This window comes from Silicimonas algicola, assembly GCF_003970735.1.
Taxonomy (GTDB): domain Bacteria; phylum Pseudomonadota; class Alphaproteobacteria; order Rhodobacterales; family Rhodobacteraceae; genus Silicimonas; species Silicimonas algicola.
In genome coordinates, this window is the sequence record NZ_CP034588.1 from 3,209,524 (window position 1) to 3,227,757 (window position 18,234).

The following is an 18,234-nucleotide window of genomic DNA, read 5'->3' on the forward strand; positions in this document are numbered from 1 at the left end:
CCTCGCGCGCCGGGTCGGATCAGTCGAGTGTGATGCGCACGGATGCACAATCCGGCCCGTTTTTGCGCGGCCAGAGCGGCGTTCCCGTCAAGACAGTGTCCAAGCTCTTCTCGCGCAGGCTGACCGCAACGCAGACGGTCCGCTGACCGTGCTTCCGTTCGAAGCCGAAAACCCCCTCCGGCGTCTCGAGCCGGTTGTAGGTCCCGTCGAGAAACAGCTCGGGATGCGAGCGCCTCGCCCGGAGCAGAGCCCGAGTGAGGTCGAGCTTCACCGAGTCCAGCGGCCGAGACAGCACCGACAGGTCCTCGAGCGCCTGCGCCCGCAGGTCGAAATCGACCGGACGGCGGTTGTCGGGATCGGTCAGGGCGTAGGACGCAAGCTCGCACCCCTGGTAGATGTCGGGGATACCGGGGATGGTCAGCTTCAGTGCGGTCTGTACCATCGACATCCGGTCGGCCTCGACAAGGATCGGGTCCACTTCCCGGGCATGGTGCGGGAAGTGCGCGGCGAGACGGCGCAGGTAGGTCTGCGCTGCCTCCTCGAGTTCAAGATCTGGCGCGGTCCAGAAGCTTTCCGTCTTGGCCTCGCGCAAAGCCTTCACGATGTGATCGGCGAGACGGTCGGCGAATTCGCCGTCCGCCTGGTCGATGGCGATGAATGTCTGGGCGACATACCAGACGAGGTTGTCGTTGATCCGCTCGGGAGCGAAACCGCGGCAGATTCGGTGCCAGGCCTCGAAGGCAGCAGGCTCGCGGGTAATGGCGGCGATGCGCATCCGCGCGTCCTCGCTGCGCTTGGTATCGTGCGAGGAGGTGAGCGACAGCCCGTGGGGCATGACCTGCGCACGCCGCTCCATCGCGCGGTGGAAGCCTTCGAAGCCGAGCGGATCGTCGTCCGGCTCGCCGCCGACCTCGTTGGCCGAAAGAAGTTTCACTTCCCGGTAAAAGGCCGTGTCCTCCTGGCTTTTTGCCACCGCCGCGCCCGTCACCTGCTGCATTCGCAGACGGAACCGGGCGGTCGCCGCACCGGGGCGGGTCAGCACGTCCACGAGAAACGGCAGCGCCCCAGGGTCCTGAAGGCGCTCGGCGGCGCGGTCCCCGGTACGCTGGACGAGCCTGACGTCGTCCTCCGTGATCGTCTCGGCGGTCATGTAGGTCCGATAGCGGGGGAAGGCGCCGATGAAGGCGAGAAGCGCCTCGCGCAGGTTCTCCGGGCCGAACTCGACACCCACGGGGTCGCCTGCCGCGATCTCGTGAAACTGGCGGTAGAGTTGCCACAGCTCGGCCGCAAGGTCGTGCGTCATAATCTGGCGGCGCGCAGTCCAGAGGGCATCCTCGACGGACTCGGTGCGTCCCGTCGCATCGAGGTACGTCGCCTCGATCCGCCCCAGTCCCTCGGCGTCCGTCAAGAGACGGTTCAGCGCCCTGGCGACGACATAGCCCGTCGTACCTTCGATAGGCCACTCGCGCGGCGGCATCTCGGTCCCGGAGAGGATCTTCTCCACCCAGATCGGCGTGTCGCCTACACGCTCGCGCAGCTGCCTGAGGTAACCGGTCGGGTCCGCAAGACCGTCGACGTGGTCGATACGGATGCCGTCCACGACGCCCTCGTCGACAAGCTCGAACAGCAGCCGGTGGGCGTCCTCGAACACCGCGGCATCCTCGACGCGCACGCCGATCAGTCCGGTGACGTTGAAGAAGCGGCGATGGCTGAGCGCGTCGCTTTCGGTGCGCCAGTGGACGAGCCGCCACGGCTGCTCGGCGTGGAGGTCGCGCAGGGCGTCTCGATCACCACCCCGCGCCTTGTCTAGAGAGGCCGTCTCTGCCAACGGCACACGCAGTCCGCCGGTGACGAGTACCGGCCCGTCGGGATCGTCGTCGATCGAAAAGCCGTCCCCCTCGCCCGCGAGGATGCTCTCGAACGGCGCGGTCAGCCAGGGCAGCCGGATGCGTTCTGCGGTGGGGTCGAGGTCGAAGTGGCCGGAATAGCGGCTTTCGGCGCCGTTGCGCAGCACGTCGCGCAACCAGGGAGTGGCGACGGAAAAGGCCATGTGGTTGGGCACGATATCAAGGACAAGGCCGAGGCCGTTCTCCTTGAGAACAGCGGAAAGCCTTCTCAGCCCGTCCCGGCCGCCAATCTCGGGGTCGATCTCGTTTGGATCGGTGATGTCGTAGCCGTGAGTTGATCCGGGCTGCGCGGTGAACAGAGGTGAGGCGTAAAGGTGGCTTACACCGAGACGCGCGAAATACGGTACGAGGCCGGCAGCACGGTCGAAGTCCATGCCGTTGCGGAATTGCAGGCGATAACACGCGGTGGGGAGAGTCATTCTGTCGCGTCCTCTGGGCGCGGACGTTCCTGCCGCATCAACGCGGCGGTGGCAGCGAACACGGGGTGGGTCTCGAGAGAGTCCAGGTCGGTCGGACTGCGCGGCCTCCAGTTCGGGTACTGGTCGAGCGTGCCGGGCAGGTTCGTCGGCACGGCGGGACCGACGAGGTCGGCCAGCCGCACGCCGACGAGGCGGCTCTTCGTGCGGGCAAGGAAGCGGTGACAGGCATCCAGCACCCCAAGGGGCATCTCGGCCGCGTCGACATCGATCTGCCCGCTCAGGACGCCCGCGCGACGAAGAGCGCGCAGCAGGTCGTCGCGCTCGGTCTTGCGATGAAGCGCATCCATGTCGGACCGTTCCTCGTCGACAAGCCCGTGCTCGCGCCGCCGCTCTACATCCTCTCCGCGCCACCAGGCCGACAGGACAGGCAGGTCGTGGGTCGAGATGCAGGCGAGCGCGGCCTCGGGATAGCGCGCGAGGCCCTTGAATCCCTTCTCCGTCTGCTCGAAGACGAGGATCCGGTAAGAGAGAATGTTCGCCGTCTCCATTGCGCGGCGAAAGCCCTTCGGCACGAAACCCAGGTCTTCGCCGATCACCACCGCCTCGTGCCGCTGGCTGAGGTCCGCGAGCACCTGCACCATGTCCTGGAACGGAAAGCGCAGGTGCGTGCCCTCGGCCGGGCTCGCACCCTCGGGAACGAGGAAGAGTTGCCAGAGCGCCATGGCATGGTCGATCCTGAGCGCCCCGGCGCTGCGGAGTTGCGCTTCGATCATGTCCCGGAAGGGGGCGAAATCGGCGGCACGCAAGGCGGTGGGCGATGGGGCGGCGAGGCCCCAGTTCTGGCCTTCGGTGGCGAACATGTCGGGCGGCGCGCCGACCGACAGCCCCGGAAGTGCCGCCGCCGCGCCCGACCAGGTGGCCGAGCCGTCGGGCGCCTCGCCGACGGCAAGGTCGAGGTAGAGGCCAATCCGCATTCCCGCCGCGCGGGCGGCGTCGGCGGCGGCTCCTATCTGCTCGCGTGCGATCATCTGAAGCCAGGTGTGGAAGCGGACCTCGTCGGCAAGCTCGACCTGCAAGGCGGCCACGGCATCGCTCTCGGGAACCTGCAGTGCCTCTTCCCAGTCTCGCCAGCCCGCGCCGCGTCCCTCCGCCACCATGCGGGCCGAGATCGCCTCGAACAACGCGTGCCTCGCAAGGGCCTCCCCCTCTCCGTCGGCGAAGGCTTCAAGCCCTTCGGTGCGGACACCAGCGTCAAAGGCCTCGCGCAGCGCGGACAGCTTGACCGCCACGAGGGCCGGGTAGTCCAGCAGATCCGCCTCGCGCCGAGTTGCGACCTCGTCGGTCGCCTCGAGGCCAAGCCTGTCGGGGGCGATGTAGAGCGGATTGAGAAAGCGGCGGTTCGACGGGAAGAAGGGGCTGCGCCGGTCCGGAGCCGCGAGGAACAGGGCGTGGACAGGGTTGATGCCAAGGAAATCGGCCCCGGCCCGGCCGGCGATCCCTGCAAGCATCTCGAGGTCGGAGAAGTCGCCGATCCCCCAGTTGCGGGACGAGCGGAGTTCATAGAGCTGGCAGAAGATGCCCCAGCCGGGCGATTGCGCGAGCGAAGGTGGCGTGTAACAGCGAGCGCCCTCGGGCACGCTCATGCGCCGCGGCGCGGGCAGCCCATGCGGCGGTCCGTCCGGGTCTTGCCCGAGACCGTCCAGGATCAGCCGCTTAGTCGCGTCCGGCACGGGTCGTTTGCCGTCGCCGAAGGGGTCGTCGTAAGCAAGCGTGACGCCATGGTGGCGCGCGAGCCGATCGAGCTGGGCACTCATGCGGACACCCGCAGCCAGTGCACTGCGCTTTTTGGCGCGCCAAGCTCCCCCACCTTGTGCAGTTCCGTGCCGTCCACCGCCGGCAACTCGCGCGGTGCGTCTGCGAAGTTGGCCCGCAACTGCAGCAACCCTCCGTCGAGCTGCCAGTCCACTGCAAGTGCTCCATCAGCGGCCGCCAGCAACCGCCCGGCGCCGCCACCCGTCCCGGCAAGGCGCGGCACGATTTCGGTATGGCGCAGGTGCAGCAACCGTTTCACCCGCTCCTGGGCGTCCTGCCCTGCCCTGCTGTCGCGCCGCGCCGGGTCGAGCGTCGAGGCGGCCATCGTCTGAGCCGAGATCGGATCGGGCACGTTGTCGAAGCCGACAAAGCCCCTGAATTCCTCGCGGCGCCCCTTGCGCACGGCCTCGCCAAGCTCGCCCTCGAAGCCGGCGAAGAAGCAGAACGGGCGGGTCTCTCCGTATTCCTCGCCCATGAACAGCATCGGGATGTGCGGCGACAACAAGAGGATCGCCGTCAGCGCCTCCAGCGTCTCCGGGTCGGTCAGCGTCGCAAGCCGCTCGCCGCGGGCGCGGTTGCCCGTCTGGTCGTGGTTCTGCAGGAAGTCCACGAAGGCCGTCGGCGGCAGGTGGGCGGAGGGCTCGCCCCGCCCGGTCTCGCCCTGAAAGGCAAACCCCTCCGCAAGTGAACGGCCCAGGAGGCCGAGAGGGTCGCCGGCATAGTCGCGGTAGTAACCCTCGCTCTCACCCGTGGCGAGAACGTGGGCGGCGTTGTGGAAATCGTCGTTCCATTCGCCCGAATGGAGCAGGATCTCGCCGTCCTGCCTGCGCTCGTGGAGGTGCGTGACGTTCCGGTTGTCCTCGGTCGTCAGATGCACCGGCCGGTCGAGACGCGCGCGCAACTCCTGCGCCAGCTCGACCAGCAGCTCGGGATTGGACGGGTCCTCGATCTGATCGATCGCATCGAGGCGCAGACCGTCGAAGCCGTATTCGGCGAGCCAGTAGAGGGCGTTCTCGATGAAGAAGCGGCGGACGGGGGGCTCGCGGTAGTCGATCCCCGCGCCCCAGGGCGTGTGCCGATGTTCGTCGAAGAAGCCTGGCGCGTAGGCGTGGAGGTAGTTCCCGTCGGGACCGAAGTGGTTGTAGACGACGTCGAGGAGAACCATCAGCCCACGCTCGTGCGCGGCGGCGACGAAGGCGGCGAGGTCGTCGGGCGTGCCATAGACCGGGTGCGGCGCATAGGGCAGCACCCCGTCATAGCCCCAGCCGCGTTCACCGCCGAACTGGGAAACCGGCAATAGCTCGATGGCGGTGATACCGAGAGCCGCAAGCCGGTCGAGCTCAGCCGCAGCGGCAGTGTAGGTCCCTGCCTGGGTGAAGGTGCCCACATGCAATTCGTAGATCACCGTCTCTTCCCAGGGGCGTCCCGCCCAGAATTCGCCCCGGCGTGGAGCGGTGACGAGGGACAGCCCGTGGACACCCTTCTGCTGGCGGCGCGCCGCCGGGTCGGGCACGACCAGCCCGTCGGAAAGGACAAAGCCGTAGGCATCGCCCTCCTCCGCCGGCCGTTCGAGCGCGAACCAACCATCGCCGACGGCCTCCATCGCGTGATCGCCACCGTTCAATCGCAGCAACAGCCGTTCCAGTCCCGGCGCCCAAAGCCGGAACCGCCACTTGCCTTCCCCGGACGGACCGGCACCCCATGTGTAGGCGATGTCAGCCACGGTCGGTTTCCAGCAGCATCAGCGTGCGGGCCGGCAGCTTGACCGTCGCGCCGGTGATGATGGTTTGCCCCGTCGGATCGGCCACGGCCTCGTAGGTGTCGACCAGCTGCTGCCAGTCCCGCTCATCCCCGCCTGGAAGGACGAAATCGAGATCGCCATCACTCGCGTTCAGCAGCATCAGAAGAAACGTCTCACGCTCGTGCAGAAGCAGGCCGACAGACCGGCTGATCCCGTTGTCCCAGTCGCTGTCCTCCATCTGCTGGCCGTCAGGGCGCAGCCACCTGGCAAAGCGGTTGTGCCGCGCGTCGGGTCCGGAGTGCAGGTAGCGATCGGCGAGGAAGAGACCGCGGCTTTTCCGGATGCGGATCAGGCCGCGGACAAAAGCCTCGAAGTCGCGGTCTCGTTCGGAGGTGTCCCAGTCGAACCAGTTCATTTCGCCCGGCTGGCAGTAGGAGTTGTTGTTGCCGCCCTGGCTTCGCCCGCGCTCGTCGCCCATCAGCAGCATCGGCGTTCCCTGGCTGAACAGGAGCGTCGCCATCAGGTTGCGCCGCTGACGGTCGCGCAGGGCGATGATGTCGGGGTCGTCTGTCTCGCCCTCGACACCGCAGTTCCAACTGAGGTTGTGGGAATGGCCGTCGCGGTTGTCCTCGCCATTCGCCTCGTTGTGCTTCTCGTTGTAGGAAACGAGGTCCATCAGCGTGAACCCGTCGTGCGCGGTGATGAAATTCATGCTCGCCCACGGGCGGCGCCCGTCGTGCGAGAAAGTGTCGGCCGAACCGAGAAGGCCATTGGCGATCTTGGGCAGCATGCCCTCGTCGCCCTTCCAGTAGGCGCGGGTGGTGTCGCGGTAACGGTCGTTCCATTCCGACCAGCCCGGGGGAAAGTTGCCCACCTGATAGCCGTTCGGGCCGGTGTCCCAGGGCTCGGCGATAAGCTTCACGCCGGCCAGGATCGGGTCCTGTCGCACTGCCTCGAGAAAGATCGCATGCTCGCTGTAGTGGTCGCGGTCGCGGCCCAGAGTCGTCGCGAGGTCGAAGCGGAAGCCGTCGACATGGCACACTTCGACCCAGTACCGCAGCGAGTCCATGACCATCTGAAGCACGCGCGAATTCCGCAGGTTCAGCGAGTTGCCGCAGCCGGTGGTATCGAAATAGTGACGCGGATCGTCGGCCAGCGTGTAGTAGGACGCGTTGTCGATCCCGCGGAAAGACATGGTCGGCCCACGCTCGGACCCTTCGGCGGTGTGGTTGTAGACGACATCCATGATGATCTCGATGCCCGCCTCGTGCAGTCGGCGGACCATCAGCTTGAATTCGTGCAGGCTGCCGTCCGTCGTGAGGTAGCGGGGAGCCGGGGCGAAGAAGCCGAGTGTCTGGTAGCCCCACCAATTGACGAGGTTCTTCTCGGTCAGGTGGCCCTCGTCATAGAAGGCCTGGACCGGCAGCAATTCCAGCGAGGTGACGCCGAGCTTGACGAGGTGGTCGATCACGCGAGGATCGGCAAGTCCCTCGAAGGTGCCGCGCAGGGGCCGTTCAATGTCCGGATGGCCCATCGTCATGCCGCCCACATGTGCCTCGTAGACGATCGTGCGACCCCACGGCACGCCGGGCCGGATGTCCCCGCCCCACGTATGGGCTCCATCGACGACGACGCACTTTGGCATCACGAACGCGCTGTCGCGGCGGTCGAACGACAGGTCTGCCTTGTCGTGGCCCAGACGGTAGCCGAACAGGGACTCGTGCCAGCGCAGGTCGCCCTTATGCTGGAGGGCATAGGGGTCGAGCAAAAGCTTGTTCGGGTTGAAACGGTGTCCTGCCTCGGGCGCGTAGGGACCGTGAACGCGATAGCCGTAAAGCTGTCCGGGTCGGACGTCGGGCAGGTAACCGTGCCAGACCTGGTGGGTGAACTCGGGCAGCTCGATGCGCTCGATCTCGCGGCGACCACGGTTGTCGAACAGGCAGAGTTCGACCTTTTCCGCATGGGCCGAAAAGAGAGCGAAATTGGTGCCGGAGCCGTCCCACGTCGCGCCAAGCGGGACGTCCGACCCCGCAAGGACCGGACGTTTGGTGATCGCTGCGGGAGCGTTCATGGTCGAGGTACTCCGAATAGTGGAAGACCGTAAAGAGTAGCGTCAAAAGACGGACGGTCTAGACCGTCCGACCATGTTTCCCAGGGGCGGCACTTTGTACAATCAGCGCTTGGGAAAGCCGTACCCAGCTCTTACGGCCTTCGTGCGCTGTCCGCTCAGGCGAACCTGAGCTGCAAATGACCAGTCAGGTTCGAGCCCTTGCCCAAAGCGCAGCCGCCAGGAATACGGCAGGCTGCAAACTCAGGCCTTCGACTGCCTGCGCTTCTTTTCACTTCCACCGGACGCAGTCGAGGAACGGGCTTTGGGCGTCTCGGATTGCTTTTCGCCTTCGGACAACTCCTGTTCGGCACGCTTCCAATGTTCGTCGTGCTTCCCATCGGGGCGGCCTTCGGACTCCCAGATCCCATGCGCGCGTTCTTCAACTTTCTTGGATCGATCTTCCTGCATCCTTTGGACCTCCTGAAATACATCGTGACTTGTCACGGGAAAACGACGCTCAGGTCGCTCGGTTCCGTCATTTCGGAACATCCCGGACAGGCACGGACGCCACCACGCCGGGAATGCCGCGCTAGCCAGGCAGGGTGTTCCGGCGGAGATAGGTAAGCCCCGGGACAGGCCTCAGGGTATTATCTCGACACCCTCGACACAGAAGCGCGCGATCAGCCGTAGCTTAAGACCACCATAGCGCTTGTGGTCATCCTCCGGATAGGTACGATGACCGGACGTGCGATACAGACAGGCGCGCCCCCGGGCGACGAGAAGGTCTGATTGCGCTCCAATGGGAGGAGATACCATGACCAACAAGACATACGACCGTCGCTCGTTTCTGAAAAAGAGCGCACTTGCCGGAACCGCCGCGACCGGAGCCATGCTGGCCGCCCCGGCGGTGCTGGCGCAATCGCCGCTGGTCGTCAAAATGCAGACGTCCTGGCCGGCATCCGACATCTGGGACGAATTCGCCAAGGATTACGCGATGCGCGTGGACGAAATGTCCGCCGGTCGCCTCAAGGTGGACGTGCTTCCGGCCGGTGCGGTCGTGGGCGCGTTCCAGGTGCTCGATGCCGTCAACGACGGCGTTCTCGATGCCGCGCATTCGGTGCCGGTCTACTGGTATGGAAAGAACAAGGCCGCGTCGCTCTTCGGCACCGGTCCCGTATTCGGCGGCTCGGCCACCACGATGCTCAGCTGGTTCTACGAAGGCGGCGGACAGGAGCTTTATCGCGAGCTGACCCAGGACATCATGGGTCTCGACGTGGTCGGCTACCTAGGCTTCCCGATGTTCGCGCAGCCGTTCGGCTGGTTCAAGGGAGAGGTGAACACCGTCGCCGACCTGCAGGGCTTCAAGTACCGTACCGTCGGACTTGCGGCCGATCTGATGGCCAAGCTCGGCATGTCCGTCGCCCAGCTTCCGGGCGGCGAGATCGTTCCGGCGATGGAACGGGGCGTCATCGACGCCTTCGAGTTCAACAACCCGACCTCGGACCGCCGCTTCGGCGCCCAGGACGTGGCGAAGAACTACTATCTCTCCTCCTACCACCAGGCGTCCGAAAGCTTCGAGTTCCTGTTCTCGCGCACCTTCCTCGAAGATCTGGAGCCCGACCTTCAGGCGATCCTGAAATACAGCGTCGAGGCCGCTTCGACCGCGAACACCGCGAAAGCCATGAAGCAGTATTCGACCGACCTGGCCGAACTACAGGCAGGCGGCGTGAACGTGCGCAGGACGTCGAAGGAGATCCTCGACGCCCAGCTCGCCGCATGGGACGAACTGATCACCGAGCTTGAGCAGGACGAATTCATGAAGCGCACGCTCGACAGCCAGCGCGAGTGGGTGGAGCGTGTTGCCTACTACGAGCTGATGAACGCTCCCGACTACGCCCTCGCCTTCGAGCACTACTTCCCGGGCAAGCTCGCCCTCTGATAAGAGGGGTTGGGGAAACTGCCCCGGCGCGACAACGCGCCGGGGTCAGTGATGCGGGCAGGAGGTGCACTTGATCGGATTCATTCGCTTTGCCGACAGCTTGTCGGCGTGGTTCGGCAAGGCCTTCGCCTGGCTGATCGTCCTTATGGCGGTCGGCACCGGATATGAAGTCTTCGTCCGATATGTGCTGAACGACCCCACCGCCTGGGCGCTGGATGTATCCTTCATCATGTACGGAACGCTGTTCATGATGGGCGGCGCCTACACGCTGTCGCGCGGCGGTCACGTGCGAGGCGACTTCCTCTATCGCCTGTGGCAGCCGAGGACGCAGGCAAAGCTCGACCTCGTCCTTTATTTCCTCTTCTTCTTCCCTGGGGTGCTCGCCCTGATCTTCTCCGGCTGGAAATATGCGGCGCGGTCCTGGCAATACGGCGAGGTCAGCATCAACAGTCCGGCCGGCGTGCCGATCTACCAATTCAAGACCGTGATCGTCGCGGCGGGAATCCTGCTGTTCATTCAGGGGATCGCTCAAGTCTGCCGATGCCTGATCGCGATCCGCACGAACGTCTGGATCGAGGCCGAGGAAGACGTCTTCGAAACCGAAGATCTGCTTATCAGGAAGGCCAACGAGGCCGAAAAGGGCTCGCATCCATGACCGACCCGCAAATCGCCCTGGTAATGCTGGGGCTGTTCATCGTCTTCGTCTTCCTGGGGTTCCCTATCGCCTTCACCCTGATGGCGATGGGGATAGGTTTCGGCTACTTCGCCTACTACGACGAAGGCAGAATGTGGCGGACCTTCGACCGCCTGGACGAGACGGCCAGCTATTGGGACTCCTGGACCACCTGGCTGGAGGGGTTCGCGAACAACAGAATTTTCGACCTCTTCGTCAACCAGACCTATACGGTCATGTCGAACGAGGTGCTGACGGCGGTGCCGCTGTTCCTCTTCATGGGCTACATCGTCGAGAGGTCGAACATCGTCGACCGGCTGTTCTCGACCCTGAACGTCGCCTCGAAGAACGTCCCGGGCTCGATGGGGGTCGCTGCGCTGATCACCTGCGCCCTGTTCGCGACCGCCACGGGCATCGTGGGCGCGGTCGTCACGCTGATGGGACTTCTGGCGCTGCCGCAGATGCTGAAGGCGCGCTATGATCCTTCGTTCGCCAGCGGGATCATCTGCGCCGGCGGAACCCTGGGCATCCTGATCCCGCCGTCGATCATGCTGATCGTCTATGCGGCGGCGTCGGGCGTCTCGATCGTTCGGCTCTATGCGGCAGCGCTGCTTCCGGGCCTTACCCTCGTCGGCCTTTACCTGATCTACGTGATCGGACGGTCGATCCTTCAGCCTTCGGTGGCACCACGCCCGACCGACGAAGAAGTCCCGGACGTCCCTGCCCGCCAGCTCATCGTCATGATCCTGACGTCGTTCCTTCCTCTCGCGTTCCTCATCCTAGCGGTGCTGGGCTCGATCCTGTTCGGACTGGCGACACCGACCGAGGCCGCCTCCATCGGGGCCCTTGGCGGCATATTCCTGGCCTTCATCTACCGGGCGATGACGTGGCAGCGCATGCGCGAGAGCGTCTACCTCACGGTGCGCACAACGGCGATGGTGTGCTGGCTGTTCGTGGGATCCTACACCTTCTCGGCAGTCTTCTCATACCTCGGCGGCGAGCAGGTAATCTCGGAGTTCGTGCAGTCGCTGAACCTTTCGCCGCTGATGTTCCTGATCCTCGCGCAGATCATCATCTTCCTTCTCGGATGGCCGCTGGAGTGGTCGGAGATCATCATCATCTTCGTCCCCATCTTCCTGCCGCTTCTCGCGATCTTCGAGGTCGATCCGCTGTTCTTCGGCATCCTCGTCGCGCTGAACCTGCAGACCAGTTTCCTGACTCCACCGATGGCGATGTCGGCCTACTACCTCAAGGGCATCGCTCCGCCCGAGGTTCGGCTCACGCAGATCTTCAAGGGTGTCATGCCCTTCCTGGTCTGCGTCTTCATCTCGATGATCCTGATGTATGTCTTCCCGCAGATCGTCTTCTATCTGCCGGAACTCTTCTATGGCCGGTAAGGCCGCGAAGTCCGAAAGCCTGCTGTCGCTCGGCGCCGTCGTCCTGCGGGACCGGCTGGCGTCCGGCGCGCTGGACGCGATCACGCTCGTCGAGGCCTGCATCGCAAGGATCGAGGCGCGGGAACCCGAGATCGGCGCCTGGGCCTGGTTCGACCCCGAACTGGCCCGCCATCAGGCCAAAACGATGGACGCTCTCCGTCGGACCGGCCGGCCGCTCGGGGCGCTGCACGGACTGCCGGTCGGCCTGAAGGACATCATCGACACCGCGAGAATTCCGACCGAGAACGGAGCTGCGCTCGACGCCGGTCGCGTGCCGCGCAAGGACGCGCATATCGTCGAGCGGCTGAAGTCGGCAGGCGCGATCATCCTGGGCAAGACGGTCACGACCGAACTGGCCTTCACCCACCCGGCACGGACCCGCAATCCGCACAATCCGGCCCATACGCCCGGAGGATCCTCCGCGGGCTCGGCGGCGGCGGTCGGCGACGGCATGGTCCCGCTGGCCGTCGGCACGCAGACCGGGGGCTCCTGCATCCGTCCCGCCTCGTATTGCGGCGTCACCGGGTTCATGCCCACCTTCGGGTCGATCTCGCGGCGCGGTGTGCTGATGCAGTCGCACACGCTGGACACCGTGGGCGTATTCGCTGCCGACCCTCTCGGCGCGGCCATGCTCGCCGATGTCCTCTTCGGATACGATTCCGCCGACCCCGCCAGTGCGCCTGCCGCCTTTCCGGCGCTGGAGCGCACGGCCATGACCGAGCCGGTCATGCCGCCTGTGTTCGCCATCGTCCGGCCTCCGGGCTGGGAAGGCGCGCACGAGGACATGAAGGACGGCCTCGCCGCTCTGGAGGAGGATTTGGGCGAACAGGCGTTCAGCGTCGAACTTCCCGAGGTCTTCGACGACGCAGCAGAGATCAGGCTGCGGGTCAACCAGGCCGAGATGTCCCGCTATTATCACCGCTACGAACGCGAGGGCGCCGACCTTCTGGGGGACGAGACGCGGGACGCGATCCGCAAGGGAGCCGTCATCCCCGTGCGCGACTACCTTGCCGCGCTCGACTGGCCGGACATCCTGTACGCCGCCATCGAGGCTATTCTCGAGCGCTGCGACGCGATACTCTGTCCGGCGGCGACCGGCCCGGCGCCCGAGGGTCTCGAAAGCACGGGCGATGCGATCTTCAACGGCCTCTGGACGCTTTGCGGCACGCCCGCAGTGACGATACCCATCATGACCGCAAGCAACGGGCTGCCCATGGGGGTCCAGCTTGTCGGGGGCCGAGGCAACGATGCGCGGCTGTTACGCACGGCAAGATGGCTCTATGATCGGATGGATGGCTGAAGGGATGGACCGCAGATGAACAAGCTACTCGCATTTATCGCCTTCGCGACCTTCGCGGCGTTCGTCCTGATCCTGGCGGTCGAAGTCCCGAGCCCCGACCTTGTTGCGATCATCGTCCTGACGCTGGTCCTGGTCGCCTATGACTTCGTGACCGCGAACCGTGGGAAACGGGACTAGACGTCAGAACTGGTATCGCGTTTCGACCTGATCTCGGTCTTGCGCAAGGGTCCCTTCTTGCGCCCCTCAGGCATTCCGTCCTCGCCATCAGGTGCTTTGGGGTTGGCCTCCAGACGCGCCCCCGACAGTTGCCGAAAGGAAAAATCGCATGGTAGACGATACGGCTCTCGTGGACGCGGACGTCCTTCGCGGCCGCATGGCCGAGCGGCTGGAACAGGCCGGACTCGAGGCCGGGATGGCGCAGGATACGGCGACGATCCTCGCCGAAGCAGACCTGTTGGGTCACCGCACACACGGGATCGCGCTTCTGAAGATGTACCTCGACTGCATTCGGGACGGCACGATGGCGTCGTCCGGCGCACCCGATGTCCTGTCGAAGCGCGGCGCCGCGCAGCTCTGGGACGGCAAGCGCCTTCCTGGTGCCTGGCTGACGCTTAAGGCCATAGCAGAGGCCGAGACGATGGCGCGCACCCATGGCACCGGCACCATCGTGATCCGGCGAAGCTTTCACATCGCCTGCCTTGCCGCCTACCTCGAACCCGTGGCGAGGCGGGGGATGATCCTTCAACTGCAGACCTCGGCGCCGCAATCGGCGACCGTGGCGCCCGCGGGCGGTACATCGGCGGTCCTTTCGCCCAGCCCGATCGCCATCGGCTATCCGACGGACGACCAGCCGATCCTCATCGACATCTCGACCTCGGTCACGTCGAACAGCCTCGTGCGCCAACTGGCGCGCGAGGGGCGGTCGCTTCCGCACCCTTGGGTGATCCGCGAGGACGGGAAGGCGACGACCGATCCGCAGGAGAGCGAGGTGATCCTCCCGCTCGGCGGTCTCGACGCCGGTCACAAGGGCTATGCCATGGGACTGATGGTCGAAGCCCTGACCTCGGGCCTCGCCGGCAAGGGCCGGGCCGACGAGACGTCTTTCCTCGGCGCAAACGTCTTCGTTCAGGTCATCGACCCCGAGGCCTTCGGCGGCCTCGACGCGCTTGGCGGGGTGATGGGACACGTCTCGGACCTCTGCCGCACCGCCCGGCCGATCGACCCGGCGAACCCGGTGCGCCTGCCGGGCGAGGCGGCGTTGGCCCGAAAGGCGCGCCAGCTGAAGGACGGCGTCACGGTCGATGCAGCACTATGGGCGATGCATTCGGGCTGATGCCTGCCTCAGGCGCGGATGATGCGCCGAACGAAAGCACCTCTCCGAGAGCTTCGAGATGGAGAAAGCGCCACGCCTGACCGAGACGCACCGCTGATCGACGGACCCGGCCTCAGCGCGACTGCGCGGGAAGGTCGTGCACAGGCGTCAGAAGCGGCTTGCCGGCGAAGTGTGCTGCCAGGTTGTCGACGACGAGTTGCGCCATGGCGTCACGCGTCTCCTCGGTGCCGCTGGCGTGATGCGGATAGAGCGTCACGTTCGGAAGGGAGGACAGTGCCGGATCGACATGGGGTTCGTTCCAGAAGACGTCCAGCGCCGCCGAACCCAGTTTGCCACTGGTAAGCGCTTCAATGAGGGCAGGTTCGTCGACGACGCTTCCCCGCGCCACGTTGACCAGCGTCCCCTCTGGTCCAAGCGCCTCCAGCACCGGGCCGTCGATCATGTTGTCCGTCTCGGCGCCGCCCGGCACCACCACGGCAAGGATATCGGACCATTCCGCCAGATCGCGGACCTGTGGGAAGTACCGATAGGTTCCCGGCTTCCGGCTTCGCGAGGTATAGCCGATCTCAAGACCCAGCGGTTCGAAACGCGCCGCGATGGCCCGCCCGATGTTACCGAGGCCGACGATCCCCGCCTTCTTGCCGCGCATGGTGGACAGAAGCGGATACATGCCCTTCCGTCCCCAGTCCCCCCGTTCGACGTAAGCGTGCGCGCGCACGAGGTGTCGGCGAGCGGCAATCGTCAGCATCAGCGCAGTGTCGGCCACATCGTCCAGCAGGGCTGCCGAGGTGTTGGTGAAGGCGATCCCGCGCTCCCTCAGGGCATCCACGTCGATGGGTTCGAACCCGGCCGAGGAACAGGCGACGATCTCGACCTTCGGCAGGTGCTGCAAGTCGTTTTTGGTCAGTGGAGCATGGCCATTGGTGGCGATGCCCACGCAGCGAGGTCCGAATTCGGCAAGGAACGCGTCACGGTCTGCGGCTTCGTCGTAGCGATGCAGGGTGTAGGCTGCTTCGAGCTGCGTCATGGCGATCGGCCGCAGCCAGTGCATCACGAGAATGTCGCGCTTGGGCACCGTCACGCCTCCCTCCGAAGCTCGCGCACGGCACGCCGCTCGGCCTGAACCTCGGGATCCGGGTGCAGGCTGGCGGCGATGAGGCTCCGCGTATAGTCGGCCTGCGGCGCTTCGAAGATCTGCCTGACCGGCCCCTGTTCGACGATGCGCCCGGCCTGCATAACGACGACCCGGTGCGCGAAGTCGCGCACAAGGGGCAGGTCGTGTGCGATGAACAGATAGCTGAGGTGCAGCCGCTCCTGAAGCCCGCGCAACAAGCGGATAACCTGCGCCTGGATCGACACGTCCAGCGCCGAAACCGCCTCGTCGCAGATGATCAGCTTCGGCTCCAACGCCAGCGCCCGTGCGATGGCGATACGCTGCCGCTGGCCGCCCGAGAACTGGTGCGGGTAACGCCGCATATGGCTGGCGTCGAGCCCGACCTGTTCCAGAAGCTCGCGCACCCTGCCCTGCCAGCGATCCTTCGGCAGGATATCTCGATGGATCGCGAAGGCCTCGGACACGATCTGATAGACCGACATGCGCGGATTGAGCGACTGCGTGGGGTCCTGGAACACCATCTGGATGTCCCGGCGAAGCTCGAACAGCTCCTTCGGCGGCATCGTCACCAGGTCTCGGCTGTCGTAGAAGGCCGCGCCCGACGTGGGCTCGATCAGGCGCAGAAGCGCCTTCGCCAGCGTCGACTTGCCCGAGCCGGACTCTCCCACGATGGCGACCGTCTCGCCCGGAAGGACGGTGAACGTCGCCTCGTCGAGCGCGAGGAAATCCCCGAAGCGCTTCGAGATGCCCTGCACGTCGAGAAGGGGCCTGATGCCGGTTCCCAGAGACGCCGCCATGCCGCCCGTCCCCGGAACGGCCGAGATCAGTTTCTTCGTATAGGGGTGGTGCGGGTTGCGGTAGACCTCGGCGGCGCTGCCGGTCTCGACGATCTCGCCCGAGTTCATCACGACGACGCGGTCGGCCACCTCGGCCACGACGCCAAGGTCGTGGGTGATGAGAAGGAGACCCATTCCGGTCTCTTTCTGAAGCTCCTCCAGCAGCGCCAGGATCTGCGCCTGCACCGTCACGTCGAGCGCGGTCGTGGGTTCGTCGGCAATCAGGATGTCGGGCTTCAGCGCAAGCGCCATCGCGATCATCAGCCGCTGCCGCTGACCGCCCGAGAACTGGTGCGGATAGGCGTCGATCTTGGTCCCGAAGTCGGGGATACCGACCCTCTCCATCAGCTCGAGCGTCCGCGCCCGCGCATCGGCCTTCGACACGCCGTGTGTCGTCATCGTCTCCATGATCTGGAAGCCGACGGTATAGACCGGGTTCAGGTGGCTGAGCGGGTCCTGGAAGATCATCGCGATCCGCTTGCCGTTGAGCTGACGCCGCTGCTCGTCGGACATTTTCAGGACGTCCCGGCCCTCGAACAGGACCTCGCCCGAGTCGATATCGCCCGGCGGGCAATCGATCAGGTTCATGATGGCACTGGCCGACACCGACTTGCCCGATCCGCTTTCGCCGAGGATCGCCAGCGTCTCGCCTCGGTCGAGGTGCCACGAGACATTCCGCACGGCATGGACCGCGCCCTGCGCGGTATGGAAGTCGACCGAAAGGCCGCGAACCTCGAGCAGGTGGCCGGCCATCATTTCTTCCTCGGCGTCGTTTCGAGCCGCCACCGCTGCACCGGGTCCAGCGCCGTGCGCATCCAGTTCGACAGCAGGTTCAGCGACAGCGTCGTCAGGATGATCGCCATGCCCGGCCAGAACGACAGCCACCAGGCCGTGGTGAGATAAGGCCGGCCCTGCGCCACCATCATGCCCCAGGTGATCTCGGGCGGCTGGATGCCAATGCCGAGAAAGGACAACGACGATTCCGCGAGCATGACGAAAGCGAAGTCGAGCGTGGCGATGGTAACGAGAGTCGGGAAGACGATTGGCAGGATGTGGCGGAACACGATGCGCCCCGTCGAGGCTCCCATGACCTGTGCGGCCTGGACGAACATGCGCTCGCGCACCTCCAGCACCTCGGCGCGCGAGGTCCGGAGGTAGACGGGGATGCGGGTGATCGCGAGCACGATGATCAGGTTCGTGACCGAGGGCGCGAGCATGTAGAGAACGATGACGGCCAGAAGCAGCGACGGGAACGACATGATGACGTCCGCCAGGCGCATGATGACTTGGCTGACCCGCGTCGAGGTATAGCCCGCGATCAGCCCGAGCGTCGTGCCGATCAGCAGCGAACAGACCACCGCGCCGGCCGCGACCATGATCGTGTTCTGCGCCGCGACGATGATGCGCGCCAGAAGCGGCCGGCCAAGGGCGTCGCCGCCCAGCCAGAAGATCCAGTCCTTCGAGAAGTCGAACGGCGCCGCGTTCCGGCCGCGCAGATTCTGCTTGGTCGCGATGTCCTCGAAGAGGGCCGGACCGAAGATCGCGCAGAACACGATGAAGACAAGGAAGACGGACGCGGCCAATGCCACCTTGTCGCGCCAGAGCATCCGCAGGACCTGCATTACGGGATGCGGCGGTGCGGGGATCGCGACGGTGTCGGAGAGGGACATGGGC

At 65.5% G+C, this 18,234-nt stretch carries 14 protein-coding genes; 6 read left to right on the forward strand and 8 right to left on the reverse strand.

Annotated elements, in window-relative coordinates; genetic code table 11:
• Positions 1-19: 19 nt before the first annotated feature.
• The 5 genes from treY to EF888_RS15760 form a co-directional block, all read right to left on the reverse strand.
• Positions 20-2,326 (reverse strand): malto-oligosyltrehalose synthase, encoded by a 2,307-nt coding sequence (gene treY / locus EF888_RS15740; protein ID WP_109759902.1) that lies wholly within the window; start codon positions 2,324-2,326, stop codon positions 20-22.
• Positions 2,323-4,140, reverse strand: a complete 1,818-nt coding sequence (gene malQ, locus EF888_RS15745; protein ID WP_109759901.1) for a 4-alpha-glucanotransferase — start codon at positions 4,138-4,140, stop codon at positions 2,323-2,325. The genes treY and malQ overlap by 4 nt, the downstream gene beginning before the upstream one ends.
• On the reverse strand, positions 4,137-5,861 hold the full coding sequence (treZ, locus tag EF888_RS15750; RefSeq protein ID WP_109759900.1) for a malto-oligosyltrehalose trehalohydrolase: 1,725 nt from the start codon (positions 5,859-5,861) through the stop codon (positions 4,137-4,139). The genes malQ and treZ overlap by 4 nt, the downstream gene beginning before the upstream one ends.
• The gene (gene glgX / locus EF888_RS15755) at positions 5,854-7,950 is read right to left on the reverse strand and encodes a glycogen debranching protein GlgX (protein WP_109759899.1); all 2,097 of its coding nucleotides are present in this window, start codon (positions 7,948-7,950) and stop codon (positions 5,854-5,856) included. Before glgX ends, treZ begins: the two co-directional genes overlap by 8 nt.
• Positions 7,951-8,190: 240 nt before the next feature.
• Complete coding sequence (locus EF888_RS15760) at positions 8,191-8,397, reverse strand: DUF2934 domain-containing protein (RefSeq protein WP_109759898.1); 207 nt, start codon at positions 8,395-8,397, stop codon at positions 8,191-8,193.
• Between the two features lie 346 nt (positions 8,398-8,743).
• On the opposite strand from EF888_RS15760, the gene EF888_RS15765 reads away from it, so the two are divergent.
• The 6 genes from EF888_RS15765 (at position 8,744) to EF888_RS15785 (ending at position 14,610) form a co-directional block, all read left to right on the forward strand.
• Positions 8,744-9,868 (forward strand): TRAP transporter substrate-binding protein, encoded by a 1,125-nt coding sequence (locus tag EF888_RS15765; RefSeq protein WP_109759897.1) that lies wholly within the window; start codon positions 8,744-8,746, stop codon positions 9,866-9,868.
• A 70-nt stretch (positions 9,869-9,938) separates the two neighbouring features.
• On the forward strand, positions 9,939-10,523 hold the full coding sequence (locus EF888_RS15770; protein ID WP_109759896.1) for a TRAP transporter small permease subunit: 585 nt from the start codon (positions 9,939-9,941) through the stop codon (positions 10,521-10,523).
• A complete protein-coding gene (locus EF888_RS15775; protein WP_109759895.1) occupies positions 10,520-11,938 on the forward strand; it encodes a TRAP transporter large permease in 1,419 nt (472 codons plus the stop codon). Before EF888_RS15770 ends, EF888_RS15775 begins: the two co-directional genes overlap by 4 nt.
• Entirely contained in the window at positions 11,928-13,277 is a 1,350-nt protein-coding gene (locus EF888_RS15780) for an amidase (protein WP_109759894.1), read from the forward strand. Before EF888_RS15775 ends, EF888_RS15780 begins: the two co-directional genes overlap by 11 nt.
• Before the next feature lie 15 nt (positions 13,278-13,292).
• A complete protein-coding gene (locus EF888_RS21925) occupies positions 13,293-13,454 on the forward strand; it encodes a hypothetical protein (protein WP_164721733.1) in 162 nt (53 codons plus the stop codon).
• 148 nt (positions 13,455-13,602) lie between these two features.
• On the forward strand, positions 13,603-14,610 hold the full coding sequence (locus EF888_RS15785) for an Ldh family oxidoreductase (protein WP_109759893.1): 1,008 nt from the start codon (positions 13,603-13,605) through the stop codon (positions 14,608-14,610).
• Positions 14,611-14,722: 112 nt separating this feature from the next.
• Here the strand turns inward: EF888_RS15785 and EF888_RS15790 are convergent, their stop codons facing one another.
• The 3 genes from EF888_RS15790 to EF888_RS15800 are packed head-to-tail and all read right to left on the reverse strand — an operon-like array spanning position 14,723 to position 18,230.
• Positions 14,723-15,691 carry a 2-hydroxyacid dehydrogenase gene (locus EF888_RS15790; protein WP_241239696.1) on the reverse strand — a complete coding sequence of 323 codons (969 nt, stop codon included), beginning with the start codon at positions 15,689-15,691 and terminating at the stop codon, positions 14,723-14,725.
• Positions 15,688-17,313, reverse strand: coding sequence for an ABC transporter ATP-binding protein (locus EF888_RS15795; protein WP_109759892.1), 1,626 nt, complete (start codon positions 17,311-17,313; stop codon positions 15,688-15,690). The genes EF888_RS15790 and EF888_RS15795 overlap by 4 nt, the downstream gene beginning before the upstream one ends.
• Positions 17,313-18,230: an ABC transporter permease gene (locus tag EF888_RS15800; protein ID WP_109759891.1), complete on the reverse strand. Its 918-nt coding sequence runs from the start codon at positions 18,228-18,230 to the stop codon at positions 17,313-17,315. Before EF888_RS15800 ends, EF888_RS15795 begins: the two co-directional genes overlap by 1 nt.
• Between the last annotated feature and the right edge of the window lie 4 nt (positions 18,231-18,234).

Excerpts from the sequence above, each read along its gene's own strand:
- EF888_RS15795 (WP_109759892.1), bottom strand. The coding sequence starts at position 17,313 with ATGGCCGGCCACCTGCTCGAGGTTCGCGGCCTTTCGGTCGACTTCCAT.
- EF888_RS15800 (WP_109759891.1), bottom strand. The coding sequence starts at position 18,230 with ATGTCCCTCTCCGACACCGTCGCGATCCCCGCACCGCCGCATCCCGTA.
- glgX (WP_109759899.1), bottom strand. The coding sequence starts at position 7,950 with ATGAACGCTCCCGCAGCGATCACCAAACGTCCGGTCCTTGCGGGGTCG.
- EF888_RS15780 (WP_109759894.1), top strand. The coding sequence starts at position 11,928 with ATGGCCGGTAAGGCCGCGAAGTCCGAAAGCCTGCTGTCGCTCGGCGCC.
- EF888_RS21925 (WP_164721733.1), top strand. The coding sequence starts at position 13,293 with ATGAACAAGCTACTCGCATTTATCGCCTTCGCGACCTTCGCGGCGTTC.
- treY (WP_109759902.1), bottom strand. The coding sequence starts at position 2,326 with ATGACTCTCCCCACCGCGTGTTATCGCCTGCAATTCCGCAACGGCATG.
- EF888_RS15760 (WP_109759898.1), bottom strand. The coding sequence starts at position 8,397 with ATGCAGGAAGATCGATCCAAGAAAGTTGAAGAACGCGCGCATGGGATC.
- EF888_RS15785 (WP_109759893.1), top strand. The coding sequence starts at position 13,603 with ATGGTAGACGATACGGCTCTCGTGGACGCGGACGTCCTTCGCGGCCGC.
- EF888_RS15775 (WP_109759895.1), top strand. The coding sequence starts at position 10,520 with ATGACCGACCCGCAAATCGCCCTGGTAATGCTGGGGCTGTTCATCGTC.
- malQ (WP_109759901.1), bottom strand. The coding sequence starts at position 4,140 with ATGAGTGCCCAGCTCGATCGGCTCGCGCGCCACCATGGCGTCACGCTT.
- EF888_RS15765 (WP_109759897.1), top strand. The coding sequence starts at position 8,744 with ATGACCAACAAGACATACGACCGTCGCTCGTTTCTGAAAAAGAGCGCA.